This window comes from Nocardiopsis mwathae, from assembly GCF_014201195.1.
Lineage (GTDB): Bacteria > Actinomycetota > Actinomycetes > Streptosporangiales > Streptosporangiaceae > Nocardiopsis_C > Nocardiopsis_C mwathae.
This window is the reverse complement of the sequence record NZ_JACHDS010000001.1, coordinates 3564455-3579383: the sequence shown is the minus strand read 5'-3', so window position 1 is coordinate 3579383 and position 14929 is coordinate 3564455. Positions and strand designations below refer to the sequence as shown.

Below are 14929 nucleotides of genomic sequence, written 5' to 3'. Positions count from 1 at the left end.
GCCCGGCGCGGAACCGGGCGCCGCACATCCTCGACGCCTCGGCGGGAAAGAGGCGCGGGGGTCAGCTCACCGGGTAGTCCTCGGCGATGTCGACGTCGTGCTCGTCCTCGAACTCCTCGACGATGCGGTCGGCCTCGGCCTGGGTGTCGGCGTCCTCCAGGTCGTCGACCAGTTCGACGAGGACCTCCACCTTCTCCTCGACGTCGCCGTTCTCCAGGGCCTCGTCAGTGGTGGTTTCGAAGCCGCCGAACTGCCGAACCGCGTGGTAGTAGATGTCGGCGATACCCCGGCACAGCCAGTCGCCGCCGCACTGGCCGTAGAGGTCGTCGCGGAACTTGTCGTCGATCTTCAGCCGGTTGGGCTCGGTGAACCGCACCTGCAGCTTGTAGTTCCGGTAGCCGAAGTCGTGGCGCTTGCACCCCGGGTCGAAGTCGTAGCCCAGGGGGCGGTTCGGCGCCATCGTGCAGGAGTCGGAGCTCCAGTCGAGCTGGCCGGCGTGCGGGGCCTGGTCGCGGATCTCGATGAAGCGGCCGAGGCCGACGCCGAAGAGGTACTCGTCGGTGACGCGGCGCAGCTCGTCGGGTGTCAGGTCGGCGTGCGCCGCCGCGGCCGTGCCGAGAGCGAGCACGGCGGCGGAGACGGCGGCGATCGCGGATCGGGACGCGCGTCGTGCAAAGGGACGCATGTGGGGGATTCCCTTCCGTCGTTCGGTGAAGACGCAACCATTGAGTAATAGAGGAGATGTGCGTCACACGGAAGGGCCGGAAGGAGAAGGGGCGGTGACGGTTCGGTTGCCGTTCGGCAACGGCGGTGCACCTCGGTGCGACCGAGCCGTCACCCCGGGGAGACCTCGCTGGTGAGCTCCCAGGCGATGGCGTCGGCGAGCTCGTCGGTCAGCTCCGTGCCGCCGAGGCGCGTGGCCAGTCGGGCGGCGTCGAACACCACGTGGAACCCGAGTGCTCCGGCCTCCCCTGCGCTCATCAGCGCGTACTCCTGCCACAGGGTCGGGTCCACCGCGATCACGTGCATGTCCTCGTTGTGCGGCACCGCGTCGGGCTCGTGGGCGTCGTACAGATCACGGATGTCGTCGGCCTCCACGACGGGGACGTCGCGCTCGGTGAGGTAGACCTCCTCCAGCACCGCGGCCTGCTCGACGGAGAGGGCGCCGGGGTCGTAGCCGAAGTCCGCGGCCAGGACATCGAGGCGTTTCGCGATCACACCGGTCTGCCGGTCGACGGCCTCCGCGCTCGCCGGACCGTAACTCGCCGCCCTGACGCGCGCCGCCAGCTCCTGGACGTCCACTGCCTGTCGCTCCCTGGGTTCTCGAAGACGGGGTGTTCCCCCTGCCGGGGCGGGCGCTCTGCCGCCCCCACCATGCTCCCATTCTCCAGGGGTCGCACGCGCCACAATGGCGATATCGGAATTCCGCCTACCGATAAACGGACGTGTGGGGCAAAGCGCGGAAAGGACACGGTTCCATTGATGATGCGTTACATTTTCCCGATCTCGGGTCGGGGCGATTAGGGTTCCTCTCAACGACCGCAGCGCCACCAGCCCCCCAAGTGAGGTGGACCGTGTTCATTCCGGAGTCGGCGAGATCGCTGTCGATCACCGCGTCGGCGTTGATCTTGGTATTGATCGTCACAGGTTGCGCAGAAAGTACACGAGACGGCGGCGACGGTGGTGAGCGAAATGAGACGCAGCCGCTGGTGTTCGCGGGAGCCGGAGACCCCCGCACGGTGGACCCGGTCCTGACCAGTGACGGCGAGACCTTCCGCGTCACCCGGCAGATCTACGACACCCTGCTCGCCCACGAGCCCGGCGGCACCGAGATCATCGGCGGGCTGGCCGAGTCCTGGGAGCAGTCCGACGACGGCACGGAATGGACCTTCCACCTGCGCGACGGCGTGAAATTCCACGACGGCGAGGACTTCGACGCCGCGGCGGTGTGCGCGAATTTCGACCGCTGGTACAACTTCACCGGCAACTACCAGAACAGCAACCAGACCTACTACTGGCAGAACATTTTCGGGGGATTCGCCGAGAACGAGGACGAAGACACACCCGATCCCAACTTCGAGTCCTGCAGCACACCCGACGACCTGACCGCGGTGATCGAAGTCAAGGAGCCCTCCGCGAATTATCCGGGCGCCTTCAGCCTCGCCTCCTTCGGGATCATGAGCCCGAAGGTCATCGACCAGGTCGCCCAGGAGGAGGTCACCGGCGACCCCGGCTCCCCGGTTCTGCCCTCCTACACCCAGGAGGCCGGAACGGTCGCGGGCACCGGCCCCTACCGGCTCGTCGACTGGGACCGCGACGCCCAGGAGGTCGTCCTGGAGCGGTTCGACGACCACTGGGGAGAGAACGCCAAGGTCAAGACCCTGATCATCAAGACGATCTCGGAGGAGGCCGCCCGCAAGCAGGCCCTGGAGGCGGGCGACATCCACGGCTACGACCTCGTCGGGCCGGCCGACGTCGAGCCGCTGAAGGACGCCGGGTTCCAGGTGCCGGTGCGCGACGTCTTCAACATCCTCTACCTCGCCTACAACCAGGAGGCCGGTGAGGAACTGGGCGACGAGAAGGTGCGGCGGGCCATCGCGCACGCCGTCGACCGCCAGCGCATCGTCGACACCATCCTCCCCGAGGGCGGCCGGGTCGCCACCCAGTTCATCCCCGAGACCGTCGAGGGCTGGTCGCCGGACGTCACCACCTATGACCACGACCCCGACAAGGCGGAGGCGCTGCTCCAGGAGGCCGGGCAGTCCGACCTGGAGATCGACATGTGCTTCCCCACCGAGGTCACCCGGCCCTACATGCCCGCCCCGCAGGACATCTTCGACATCATCAAGGCCGACCTCGAATCCGTCGGCATCACCGTCACCGCCGACTCGATGCCGTGGGGAGACTACATCCCGCACACCGACAGCGGCGGCTGCAGCCTCTACCTCCTCGGCTGGACCGGCGACTTCAACGAGGCCTACAACTTCCTCGGCACCTGGTTCGACGGCTACGACAGCGCCTGGGGCTTCCGCGACGAAGAGCTCTTCGAGCGGATGAGGGAGGTGTCCACCACCCCCGACGCCGACGAGCGCACCGCCCTCTACCAGGAGGTCAACCAGGAGATCATGGACTACCTGCCGGGTCTGCCGATCTCCCACTCGCCGCCGTCGATCGCGTTCGCCCCCGACGTCACCCCGCCCGCCGTCAGCCCGCTCACCCAGGAGAACTTCGCCGAAGCCTCCTTCTCCTGACCCCACCCCCCGCCCCGCCGATCTCGGGGATGTCGGTGCCGATCCGCGCCGATATCCGCTCGGCATCCCCGAGACCACCACCGGGGCGGGGAGCAGAGCACGGATAACGGAGGGGAGGCGGCACGCAGGTGCTGCGCTTCATCGTCCGGCGGACACTGCAGCTGATCCCGACCCTGTTCGGCCTCTCGGTGCTGCTGTTCTTCTGGCTGCGCCGACTGCCCGGCGGACCCGAGTACGCTCTCCTCGGCGAGGACGCCTCCCCCGAGCAGCGGGCGGCGCTGCGTCGGGCCCTGGGCCTCGACGACCCCCTGGCCGTCCAGTACTGGCGGTTCCTCACCCGACTCGCCGAGGGCGACCTCGGCACCTCGCTGCAGACCGGCCGCCCGGTCCTCGACGAGTTCGCGCTGCGCTTCCCCGCCACCGCCGAACTCGCCGTCGCCGCCATGGTCATCGCCGTCGGCATCGGCATCCCACTCGGCTACCTGGCCGCGCGGCGCCGCGGCGGCCTGCTCGACTCGGCCGTCGTCGGCGGCTCCCTCATCGGGATCTGCACCCCGGTGTTCTTCCTCGCCTTCGTCCTCAAAGTCGTCTTCGCCGAACACCTCGGCTGGTTCCCCTCCGCCTTCCGGCAGACCCCCGGCCTCAGCGCCACCCGCGTCACCGGCTTCTTCGTCCTCGACGGCCTGATGACCCGCGAGTGGGACGCCGCCTGGGACGCGATCCTGCACCTGGCCCTGCCTGGACTCGCGCTGTCCAGCATCCCCCTCGCCGTCGTCGTGCGGATGACCCGGGCCAGCGTGCTGGAAGTCCTCGGCGAGGACTACGTGCGCACCGCCGAAGCCAAGGGACTCCACCGCCACGTGGTGCGCACCCGGCACGTGCTGCGCAACGCCATGCTGCCGGTGATGACCGCGATCGGCCTGCAGACCGGGGCGCTGTTCGCCGGCGCCGTGCTCACCGAGAGCGTGTTCGCCTTCGGCGGCATCGGATCGTTCGTCTACGCCTCCACCCAGACGCGCGACTACCCCGCCCTGCTCGGCTTCATCCTGATCATCGCCGCCATGTACGTGCTCATCAACCTGCTGGTGGACATCTCCTACAGCCTCCTCGACCCGAGAGTGCGGGTGAGCTGATGTCGAGAAAGGCCGACAGGATCGACCGGCTCGCCGAACTCACCGCCGCACGCGCCGAGGACGGACGCGGACACGGTGTCTGGCGCGAGGCCTTCGACCGGACGCGCCGCAACCCCATGGCCATCGCCGGGGCCGGAACCGTCTGCGTCTTCCTCTTCTTCGCGATCTTCGGGCCCTGGCTCGCCCCCTACAGCCCCACCGCCCAGACCTGGGGAAACGAGGTCTTCCCCAACCAGAACGTGTTCGTCGGGCCGCGCGCCGAGAACTGGCTGGGCCTGGACAACCTCGGCCGCGACCAGTTCTCGCGCATGATCATCGGCGCCCGCCAGACCCTGCTGGTCGGGGTGGTCGCCACCCTGCTCGGTTTCACCGTCGGCGCCCTCCTCGGCGGCACCGCCGGGGCCGCCCACGCCCTGGGCGGGGTGTGGGGGCGGCGGCTGGACGCGGCGCTCATGCGCGTCACCGACATGATGCTGGCCGTCCCCGCACTGCTGCTGGCCGTCAGCGTGGCCGCGCTGCTCGGCCAGAGCCTCGCCACGGTCATGATCGCCGTCGGCGTCGCCCAGATCCCCATCTTCGCCCGGCTGCTGCGCGGCGCCATGATCGCCCAGGCCGGGCGCGACTACGTGCTGGCCGCCCGCGCGCTGGGCGTGCGCAAGCGGCGCATCGCACTCGGCCACATCCTGCCCAACTCGCTGGGACCGGTCCTGGTGCAGGGCACGCTGACGCTGGCCACCGCCATCATCGACGCCGCGGCCCTGTCCTACCTGGGGCTGGGCAACCCCGACCCGTCGACCCCCGAGTGGGGCACCATGCTCGCCGACGCGCAGCGCTTCCTGAGCGGCGCACCGCAGCTCGCCGTGTACCCGGCGCTGGCCATCATCGTCACGGCGCTGGGCTTCACCCTGCTCGGTGAGGCGATGCGGGAATCCCTCGACCCCCGACTCAGGAAGTGACGCCGATGCCCCTGCTCACCGTGGACGAGCTGTCGGTCACGTTCACCGCACGCGGACGGCGCGACGTCCGGGCGGTCGACCGGGTGTCGTTCACCCTGGACGAAGGGGAGGTCGTCGGCCTGGTGGGAGAGTCCGGGTGCGGCAAGAGCGTGACCTCCCTGGCGCTGATGGGGCTGCTGCCGCGCCACGGTGTCAGGGTCGGCGGCCGCGCCCTGTTCCGGGCGGGCGGGGCGGCGCACGCCGGGGGCGGCCCGGCCGACCCCGGCGCCGCCCCGGGCACGCTCGACCTGCTCGCCCTGCCGCCCGAGCGCATGCGCGACCTGCGCGGGTCCCGGCTGGCCATGGTCTTCCAGGACCCGCTGTCCTCGCTCAACCCCGTCGTGCCCATCGGCGTGCAGGTGACCGAGATCCTCACCCGGCACCGGGGGCTGCGCCGCGACGCCGCCCGGACCGAGGCCGCCGAGCTGCTGCGGCGCGTGGGCATCCCCGACCCCGACCGGCGGCTGCGGGAGTACCCGCACGAGCTGTCCGGCGGCATGCGGCAGCGGGCCCTGATCGCGATGGCGGTCGCCTGCCGCCCCCGGCTGCTCATCGCCGACGAACCCACCACCGCGCTCGACGTCACCATCCAGGCCCAGATCCTGGAACTGCTCAAGGACCTGGTCGCCGAGGAGGGGACCGCACTGCTGATGATCACCCATGACCTGGGCGTGGTGGCGGGCCTGTGCGACCGGATCAACGTGCTCTACGCCGGGAAGGTGGTGGAGGCCGCCGAACGGCGGCGGCTCTTCGCCGCGCCGACGCATCCCTACACCGTCGGGCTGCTGGCCTCGATCCCGCGGCTCAACGCGCCGCGCCATGAGCCGCTGACACCGATCCGGGGGTCGGTGAACGACGACATCGCCTGGGCCGACGGCTGCGCGTTCGCGCCCCGCTGCGACCGCTACACCGAGCGGTGCCTGGGCGGCCCCCCGGGCCTGCGAGACGCGGCGGCGGACCACCGCCACCGCTGCGTCAACCCCGCCACCCCCGGCGGGCTTGACGCAGCGGGCGGCGGAGAGTGGACACCCGGCGCGGAACCCGCACGGGAAGGAGACCCCCGATGACGCCCACGGAGCCGGCGGGCGGGGCCGGCGGCGGGCCGGACCTGCTGGAGATCGCCGATCTGAAGGTGCACTTCCCGATCCGGCGCGGCATCCTCGTCGACCGGACGGTCGGCCACGTGTATGCGGTCGACGGGGTGTCGCTGGCCATCCGGCGCGGCAGCACCTACGGCCTGGTGGGGGAGTCGGGTTGCGGCAAGACCACGCTGGGCCGGGCGGTGCTGCGGCTCGTCGACATCACCGACGGCCGGGTCTGGCTGGACGGCGTCGACCTGGCGCACCTGCCCGCCGAGGAGATGCGGCGCACGCGCCGCAGGGCGCAGATGGTCTTCCAGGACCCGCTGGGGAGCCTCAACCCCCGGCAGAACGTCGAGTCGATCCTGCTGGAGGGCCTGGCCGCACACCGCATCGGACGAAGCAGGGACGAGCGGCGGTCCCGGGTGATCGAGGCGCTGGAGGCGGTCGGCCTGTCCGGTGCGGCCCTGGCGCGCTACCCGCACGAGTTCTCCGGCGGGCAGCGGCAGCGCATCGGCATCGCCCGCGCCCTGGTGCTGGAGCCCGACCTGATCATCTGCGACGAACCCGTCTCCGCACTGGATGTGTCCATCCAGGCCCAGGTGCTCAACCTGCTGGAGGACCTGCAGCGGGCGCGGGGCCTGACCTACCTGGTGATCGCGCACGACCTGGCGGTGGTCCGGCACGTCAGCGACACCGTCGGCGTCATGTACCTCGGCGGCCTGGTGGAGGAGGCCGAAAGCGACACGCTGTACGCCGAGCCGCTGCACCCCTACACCCGCGCCCTGATGTCGGCGGTCCCGGTCCCCGACCCCGACCTGGAGGACGCCCGCGAGCGCGTCCTCCTCCCGGGCGACCTCCCCTCCCCGGCCGCACCGCCGCCGGGCTGCCGCTTCAACACCCGCTGCCCCTGGCGCCAGGAGGCGAGATGCGCCACCGAGCGCCCCGCACTGCGAACGGTCGCCGAGGGCCACCGGGTGGCCTGCCACTACGCCGAGGAGATCGCATCGGGCGCGATCCAGCCCGACACCACCCGCCTCGCCGCCCGCCCCTGAGAGGTCAGGACCGCCGCAGGATCTCCCGCAGCACCAGCACCGCGGTCGCCCCGGCGATGGCGGCGAGCGGTACGACGAGCGACAGCGCCGGGTGCCGGGTCGGCCTGAACACCGCCCCGCCGTCCTTGATCTCCAGGTACCCGACGGGGTCGGTCATCCCCATACCGCCCGTGCCGCCATCGGCGTCACGCGCGCCGCTGCCGCCCGAGGCGCCCCCGCCGATCATGAAGCGGCTCCGGGCGACCGGGACGACCGTCACCCCGTCGCGCTCGATCGGCTCCCCGAAGGCGACGGACACCGACGGAGTTCCGCCCAGCCGCCGGTTCACCCGGTCCAACCACCCGATCACGGACGCTCCCCGGTCCTGCTCGACCTCGCCCGTGGCCGTTTCCTTCGGCTCGCTCACGGCAGTCCTCTTCTCTTTCTCTGTGCGTTGTGTTCGGCGGTGGCGGTGCTGCGGACCAGGTGGTCGACGACGTCGGTGAGGCGGTGGCGGCGGCGGTAGGCGCGCCGCTGGCGGTCGGCACCGTTTCCCTTCGCGCGGAGGCGTTCCCGCGCGGCGCGGAGGGGTGCGAGGTCATCGGCGCCGAGGGCGGGGAGCGAGGCGGCCCAAAAGCGTTTGAAGTGCGCGGCGACGGGTTCGAGCCGTTCGGTGTGCACATCGACGCTCTTGCCGTTCAAGCCGTCGCGGGCGGCGCGCCAGCATGCGGCCCGCAGCATCTCCGGCTGCGGCCGCGGGGCGGGCCGGCCCTCGCGTATCGCGGCCAGTGCACCGGTGGCCAGACCCTTGACGGCCCCGGCGAGCAGGACGGTGTCGTCCACGGTGGGGGTGGCGTCCGCGACGCGGACTTCGAGCGTGGGCACGTGGTGCGACGGGCGGATGTCCCAGTAGAGGCCGCCGCGGTCCATGAGGGTTTCGGTGCGCAGGAGGCTGTCGAGCAGATCCTCATAGTGGGTGCGGGACTCGAAGTAGGGGGGTGGTCCCGCCACCGGCCAGCGCCCCCACGTCATGGTGCGCCAGCTGGCGTAGCCGGTGTCCTGGGCCGTCCAGTAGGGCGAGTTGGCGGTCAGTGCGATGAGCGACGGGAGCCAAGGCCGCAGGTGGTTGCTCAGCTGGAGCGCGGTGGCCAGGTCGGGGATGCCGACGTGGATGTGGCACGCGCAGGCACTCTGCTCATGGTCCAGGGCGCGGAACGTGGCGATGCTTCGGGAGTAACGGGGACCGGGGGACACCGGCAGGGGTGTGTGCTGGCCCAGGATGGGCGTCCCACTGGAGATGATGCGCAATCCCAGCTCGGTCGCGGCGCGCGCGACGGCGGTCCGGGCCGTGCGGAGCTGGCCGTCCAGGGCGGCCAAACTCGTGTGCGGATCGGTGCGGATCTCGATCTGGTAGCGGGTGAGCTCGGTGGTGACCTGGTCGCCGAGTTCCCCGGCCGCCCGCGCCACCACCTGGTCGGCCTGCGTACTCAGCTGCCGGGAGGAGGGGTCCACGAGCAGATACTCCTCCTCCACTCCCACAGTGACGGGAAGTTTTCCGTCCGAGGCCGAGTGGCGGTCAGGGCCGCTCGTCACCAGGGGCTGCGCCTTCGCGTCGGACCGCCTCGCACTCTTCATGGTGACATGATGTCACCTAAAGTGCACAAATAGGGGTATGTGCCGACCGCTCACCTGGCCTGTCACACGACCCGATCCGGATGAAGGCACAGGCGCTCGTTAACGGTGGCGGCGCCGCGGGCTCGGCGATCGTCGTGCGGGTGGGAGCGGGCTGGGGTGGGCGGGGTCGGATGGGCGGCCTTGTCGACGGTTGTCTGCGGGGTGTCCGGTGGGAAAAAGCGGCAGCGACGAGGGCGGCAGGGGCTTGGGGCGGCCGGTCGTCGTACGGGTGGACGGGTGGCCGGGCCGGTGGTGGGGGCCGAGGCCTGCGGTCGCCCCCGGCCCCGTACCGAGGGGGCGGCGACGAGGATGGCGGGGGCGGGGCGCCCCGCGCTGATCAACGCAGGAGAGGGCGGGAACGGGCGGTCCGGTTCCTTTTCGGGCCCGGTGGGCGGCTGCGGGCGAGCGGATGGGCGGTTGGGGACCGCCCGGAAGCCCGGGTTTCCGCTTCGCGTGCAGCAGTTTCCACGATCCGGGAGGCCCGGAGCCTCCCCCGAGATGACCATGGGGCCGCATCCGATCGCGTCCGTTTCGTCCGATTAAATCCCATGCTCATCGCAGGAGGGGACGCCGGGGCGGGGAATCCTCCCGCATGGCGGAAGTCGCTTCACGCGAAGCGGAACAGCGCCGTTCCGGCCGGACGGCAGCCCTCGATTCGGGCGTCCGGACCCCCGCGCGCCTGGACCCTCCCCTTGGGAGAGCGCTTTCCCGCGCCCTGCTTCCGTTGATCTCGGAGACATTGGGGGCTCGCAGGCGATTTTCCCCCGATATCTCCGAGACCAAAGGAAACAAGGGGCCGTCCGGGCCGGGGGACGGGAGGGGCGCCCCGCCCCCGCCATCCTCGTCGCTGCCCCTCGGTACGGGGCCGGGGGTGACCGCAGGCCTCGGCCCCCACCACCAGCCCGGCCACCCGGCCACCCGTCCACCCGCACGATGACCGGCTGCCCCAAGCTCCTGCCGTCCTCGTCGCTGCTTCTCGTCTCCGCAGGACACCCCGCGGACAATCACCAACAAGGTCACCCAGCAGGCTCTCGGCATTAGCCCTGAACAGGAACATCTCGCTGCGGAGCGGACTCACCTCGCCGCCGGTCCCTGGCTTCGTGTCATGACGGCGGCGCCGATCCCGGCGATGGCGGTGTCGATGTCGGCGTCACCGATCTCCAGGTGGACGACGAAGCGGATGAGGTCCGGGGCGATGGCGAAGGCCCGGACTCCCTGGTCGGCGAAGGCACTCGCGTGACCGGGCGCTTTGCCGGGGGCGGTGGACAGCAGCACCATGTTGGTCCGGGACTCGGCACTCAGCCCGGTGGTCGAGGTGATGCCTTTGGCCAGGCGGGCGGCGCGGGCGTGGTCGTCGGTCAGCCGGTCGAGATGGTGGCGCAGGGCGTACAGCGCACCCGCCGCGATGATCCCGGCCTGGCGCATGCCGCCGCCGAGGAGCTTGCGGGCGCGGCGCGCGCGGTCGATCGTGTCGGCGTCGCCCGCCAGCGCCGAGCCGACCGGTGCACCGAGCCCCTTGGAGAAGCAGACGGAAACGGTGTCGAAGCCCTCGGCCACCTCGGCGGGTGCGGCCCCCAGCGCCGCCGCCGCGTTCCACAGCCGCGCGCCGTCCAGGTGGGTGCGCAGGCCGTGGGCGCGGGCGAGGGCGGCCGCGCGCCGCTGTCCGGCCAGGGGAACGGCCCTGCCGGTGAACGTGTTCTCCAGGCAGAGCAGGGCCGGGCGGGCGCGGTGCACGTCATCGGTGCCCGTGGCCCAGCGTTCGAGGAGGGCGTCGTCGGGCACCGCGTCGGGGGAGTCGAACGTCCGCGGCAGGACGCGGGCCAGAACGGAGCTGGCGCCCTGCTCATTGCCGAGCACATGGCTGGTGGCGTGCGCCCAGACCTCCTCGCCGCTGCGCGCCGAGCAGTAGACGGCGAGTTGGTTGGCCATGTGGCCGGAGGGGACGAACAGCGCCCGCTCCTTGCCCAGCAGCCGCGCGGTCTCCTCCTCCAGCGTGCGGAGGGTGGGGTCCTCCCCGAAGACGTCGTCGCCGACCTCGGCCTCGGCCATGGCCCGTCGCATCTCCGGGGTCGGTCTGGTGACCGTGTCCGAACGCAGGTCGATCATGGCGCGCTGTCCTTCCGTTCGCTCACGTCCGAGCAGAGGCGGGATCACCCTATGGGAAGGGGGGTCCGGCGTATGCGGCGCGGGGGAGGGGGCACCGTGTCCGGCCGTCTCAGCCCTCCCCCTGCCGCGCCGCCTCCAGGGTGTCGGCGAGCGCGGCGAAGATCAGCGCGGTCGAGGTGGCGCCCGGGTCCTGGTGGCCGATGCTGCGCTCGCCCAGGTAGGAGGCGCGTCCCTTGCGGGCGAGCAGGGGGATGGTGGCCTGCGCCCCCTCGTCGGCTGCGGTCGCGGCCGCGCGGGCGGCGCCCGCCGGGTCGGCGCCGTCGGCGACGGCCGCTGCGAGCGCGTCCACGGCCGGGGTGTAGGCGTCGACGATGGTCTTGTCGCCGGGCTGCGCCCCGCCGAGCTTCTGCACCGCCTCCAGCCCGTCGCGCAGCGCCTCGGCGAGATCGGCGGTGGGCTCGGCGAGGCGTTTGCCCGCGGCGCGGAAGATCGAACCGTAGAGGGGGCCGGAGGCGCCGCCCACGGTGGAGATGAGCGTTCGGCCCGTCAGGGTGAGCAGTTCGCCCGCGGTCGCGGGCTCGGCCGCCGCGAGCTTGTCGGCCACCGCGGAGAACCCGCGCCGCATGTTGGTGCCGTGGTCGCCGTCGCCGATGGCCGCGTCTAGGGCGGACAGGTGGTCCGCGTGGTCGTCCATGCTGGTGGCCGCGGCCTGGAGCCAGGCGCGGGCGGTGGCGACATCGACGTCCAGGGTGCCCATGGTGGTGTTCCTCGTCTGAAGTGTGTTGGTCGTGGGTGGGGGAGGGAGCGGAGGAGAGGGGAGCGGTCACACGCCCCAGCGCAGGGCCGGGGTGCGGACCGGTGCGTCCCACAGGTCGATCATGCGGTCATCGGCGCGGCAGGCGGTGAGGGACGCCCCCGCCATGTCCAGGCTGGTCACGTAGTTGCCGACCAGGCTTCGGGCGACGCGCACGCCCCGCTGCTCCAGCCGGGCGCTCACCTCGCCGAAGAGCACGTAGAGCTCGATCAGGGGGGTGCCGCCCATGCCGTTGAGCAGAACGATCGCGGGCTGGTCCGGGGCGGAGGCGAGGTCGTCCACCACCGTGTCCACGAGCAGGGCGGCCAGCTCCGCCGCCGGGCGCACTTTCTCCCGCCTGCGGCCGGGCTCGCCGTGGATGCCGACGCCGACCTCGATCTCGTCCTCGGGGAGGTCGAAGCCGGGCTTACCGGATGCGGGGGTGGTGCAGGCGGTCAGGGCGATCGCGAAGGAGCGCGAGGCCTCGTCGACCCGGCGCGCCATGTCGGCCACCGCGGCGAGGTCGGCGCCCTCCTCGGCCAGTGCGCCGGCGATCTTCTCGACGAAGAGGGTCGCGCCGGTGCCGCGGCGCCCCGCGGTGAACGTGGAGTCCTCCACGGCCACGTCGTCGTCGACCAGGACGCTGGCGGTCTCGATACCGTCGTCGCCGGCCAGGTCCGCGGCCATCTCGAAGTTCATCACGTCGCCGGTGTAGTTCTTCACGACGAACAGCACGCCCGCACCGGAGTCGACGGCGGAGGCGGCGGCGAGCATCTGGTCGGGTACGGGCGAGGTGAAGATCTCGCCCGGGCAGGCCGCGTCGAGCATGCCGGGGCCGACGAACCCGGCGTGCAGCGGCTCGTGGCCGGATCCGCCGCCGGAGACCAGGGCGACCTTGCCGGAGCGGGGCGGCTCGGCGCGGGCGACGAACCGGCGCTCGATGTCGACCGAGAGCTCGGGGTGGGCGGCGGCGAGCCCGGTGAGGGCGTCCCGCAGGACCGTGTCGGCGGTGTTGACGAACTTCTTCACGGTGGTTGCCTCCTGCTCGAACGGGGCGGCCGCGGTCCCACCCGCCCCGGCGGGCGGGACGGCGGGATCGGTGGGCGGCCCGACCATGGCCCGGTAGGGGAAGTGTGACGGAAGTGGTGGCGATGGGACAGGGGTGAAGCGGAGTGTCGGGTGGCGAAACGGTGGCGAAACGGTGGCGAAAACGACCTACCCGTTGGCCCGCACCTGGAACACCCCTTTTCACGTCGTGAAACGCGGGGGTAGGGTCGGCTTCCATGACAGACAGGGTGGGTATCGTCCTCGTCTCGCACAGCGCGGAGCTCGCCGCGGGAGTGGCCGCGATGGTCGGCGAGCTCGGCACGGAGCACGTCGACGTCGCGACGGCCGGGGGGACGGACGACGGCGGACTCGGCACCTCGTATGACAAGGTGAGCTCCGCCGTGGACACGGCGGAGTCCGGCGCCGGGGTGATCGTGCTCATGGACCTGGGCAGCTCGGTGCTCACCACCCGGATGGTGCTGGAAGACCGCCCCGAGGTGCGGGCGCGTCTGGTGGACGCGCCGTTCGTGGAGGGGGCCGTCGCGGCCAAGGTGGCCGCCGGCGCCGGTGCCGACCTGTCCGCGGTCGCCGCAGCCGCGGAGGAGGCCCGCGACTTCCGCAAACTCTGAGGCCCGCCACCCGGGGCCGCCCCCGACCTCTCCCCCTCCGGCGCGGGACCTCCGACCGGGGGCGGCGTGACCTTCGGGGACTGCCGTGGCGGCCCTCCCCGTCCCATCGTCGAAGTGTGGGCCCGCGGCGCGGCGTCCGGCCGGTCGGCGGCCGCGCCCACGGACGACGGGAAAGGGGCAGGACGGATGAAGATCTCGTTCTTCGAAGTCGAGGAGTGGGAGCGTCAGGTCCTCAAGGTTCTGGCGGGCGACCACGAGGTGCGGTTCGAGGCGGAGCCGCTGAACGAACGGCTCGCGGTGGAACACGCCGACGCCGACGTCATCTCGACCTTTATCTACTCGGATGTGTCCTCCGGCGTCCTGGACCGCTTCCACTCCCTCGGCCTCATCGCCACCCGCTCGACCGGCTACGACCACATCGACATGGGCTGGTGCCACGAACACGGTGTGGATGTCGACAACGTTCCGGCGTACGGGGAGCGGACCATCGCCGAGCACGTGTTCGCGCTGCTGCTGGCCATCAGCCACCGCATCGTGGAGGGCGTCGACCGGACGCGGCGCGGCGACTTCTCCCTGTCCGGGCTGCGCGGCTTCGACCTGCACGGAAAGATCATGGGGGTGGTCGGAACCGGCGGCATCGGACGGCACACGGTGGAGATCGCGCGCGGGTTCGGGATGGACGTCCTGGCCACCGACCCCCTGCCCGACGCGGTGCTGGCGGCCGATCCGCGGGTGGGCTACGTGGACCTGCCGACGCTGCTCGCGTCGGCGGACGTGGTCAGTCTGCACGTGCCCGGCGGTGAGGCGACCCGCCACATGCTCGGTCAGCCGCAGTTCGCCCGGATGCGCCGCGGGGCGGTGCTCATCAACACGTCGCGCGGTGAGGTGGTCGATTCCCAGGCGCTGTTGCGCGCCCTGGCCGACGGCACCGTGGCGGCGGCCGGGCTGGACGTCATCGAGGCCGAACCCGCCCTGCGCGAGGAGGCCGAGCTGCTGCGGTCGGTCTTCACCCGCGGCCACGACCTGGAGACGCTGCTCACCGACCACATCCTGCTGCGGATGCGCAATGTCATCATCACCCCGCACAGCGCCTTCTACACCGAGGAGGCGGTGCGGCGCATCCTCGACACCACGCGCGACAACATCGAGGCCTACGCGGCCGGGCGCCGCCTCAACGCCGTCGCGTGA

Annotated in this window: 14 protein-coding genes; 7 read left to right on the top strand and 7 right to left on the bottom strand. The window is 71.7% G+C overall.

What is annotated here, in order from left to right; translation table 11 throughout:
- Positions 1 to 61 precede the first annotated feature (61 nt).
- The gene (locus HNR23_RS15360; RefSeq protein WP_184076236.1) at positions 62 to 685 is read right to left on the bottom strand and encodes a phospholipase; all 624 of its coding nucleotides are present in this window, start codon (positions 683 to 685) and stop codon (positions 62 to 64) included.
- Between the two features lie 149 nt (positions 686 to 834).
- Positions 835 to 1302 carry a hypothetical protein gene (locus tag HNR23_RS15355; RefSeq protein ID WP_184076235.1) on the bottom strand — a complete coding sequence of 156 codons (468 nt, stop codon included), beginning with the start codon at positions 1300 to 1302 and terminating at the stop codon, positions 835 to 837.
- A gap of 272 nt (positions 1303 to 1574) precedes the next feature.
- Between HNR23_RS15355 and HNR23_RS15350 the strand changes: the two genes are divergently transcribed.
- The 5 genes from HNR23_RS15350 (at position 1575) to HNR23_RS15330 (ending at position 7513) form a co-directional block, all read left to right on the top strand.
- Entirely contained in the window at positions 1575 to 3251 is a 1677-nt protein-coding gene (locus HNR23_RS15350; protein WP_184076234.1) for an ABC transporter substrate-binding protein, read from the top strand.
- A gap of 128 nt (positions 3252 to 3379) precedes the next feature.
- A complete protein-coding gene (locus HNR23_RS15345; RefSeq protein WP_184076233.1) occupies positions 3380 to 4384 on the top strand; it encodes an ABC transporter permease subunit in 1005 nt (334 codons plus the stop codon).
- Positions 4384 to 5340: an ABC transporter permease gene (locus HNR23_RS15340; protein WP_184076232.1), complete on the top strand. Its 957-nt coding sequence runs from the start codon at positions 4384 to 4386 to the stop codon at positions 5338 to 5340. Before HNR23_RS15345 ends, HNR23_RS15340 begins: the two co-directional genes overlap by 1 nt.
- Positions 5341 to 5345: 5 nt before the next feature.
- Entirely contained in the window at positions 5346 to 6446 is a 1101-nt protein-coding gene (locus HNR23_RS15335; protein WP_184076231.1) for an ABC transporter ATP-binding protein, read from the top strand.
- Positions 6443 to 7513 (top strand): ABC transporter ATP-binding protein, encoded by a 1071-nt coding sequence (locus HNR23_RS15330; RefSeq protein WP_184076230.1) that lies wholly within the window; start codon positions 6443 to 6445, stop codon positions 7511 to 7513. Before HNR23_RS15335 ends, HNR23_RS15330 begins: the two co-directional genes overlap by 4 nt.
- Positions 7514 to 7517: 4 nt before the next feature.
- Here HNR23_RS15330 and HNR23_RS15325 read toward each other — a convergent pair whose 3' ends face one another.
- The 5 genes from HNR23_RS15325 to dhaK form a co-directional block, all read right to left on the bottom strand.
- A complete protein-coding gene (locus tag HNR23_RS15325; protein ID WP_184076229.1) occupies positions 7518 to 7919 on the bottom strand; it encodes a sporulation protein in 402 nt (133 codons plus the stop codon).
- A complete protein-coding gene (locus HNR23_RS15320; RefSeq protein WP_184076228.1) occupies positions 7916 to 9127 on the bottom strand; it encodes a carboxylate-amine ligase in 1212 nt (403 codons plus the stop codon). Before HNR23_RS15320 ends, HNR23_RS15325 begins: the two co-directional genes overlap by 4 nt.
- Before the next feature lie 1113 nt (positions 9128 to 10240).
- Entirely contained in the window at positions 10241 to 11272 is a 1032-nt protein-coding gene (locus tag HNR23_RS15315) for a threonine aldolase family protein (RefSeq protein ID WP_184076227.1), read from the bottom strand.
- Between the two features lie 109 nt (positions 11273 to 11381).
- Positions 11382 to 12029, bottom strand: coding sequence for a dihydroxyacetone kinase subunit DhaL (dhaL, locus tag HNR23_RS15310; protein WP_184076226.1), 648 nt, complete (start codon positions 12027 to 12029; stop codon positions 11382 to 11384).
- A gap of 66 nt (positions 12030 to 12095) precedes the next feature.
- Positions 12096 to 13094, bottom strand: a complete 999-nt coding sequence (gene dhaK / locus HNR23_RS15305) for a dihydroxyacetone kinase subunit DhaK (RefSeq protein WP_184080379.1) — start codon at positions 13092 to 13094, stop codon at positions 12096 to 12098.
- A gap of 254 nt (positions 13095 to 13348) precedes the next feature.
- On the opposite strand from dhaK, the gene dhaM reads away from it, so the two are divergent.
- Together dhaM and HNR23_RS15295 are read left to right on the top strand one after the other, a co-directional pair.
- Positions 13349 to 13741, top strand: coding sequence for a dihydroxyacetone kinase phosphoryl donor subunit DhaM (gene dhaM / locus HNR23_RS15300; RefSeq protein WP_184076225.1), 393 nt, complete (start codon positions 13349 to 13351; stop codon positions 13739 to 13741).
- Between the two features lie 186 nt (positions 13742 to 13927).
- Entirely contained in the window at positions 13928 to 14929 is a 1002-nt protein-coding gene (locus tag HNR23_RS15295) for an NAD(P)-dependent oxidoreductase (protein WP_184076224.1), read from the top strand.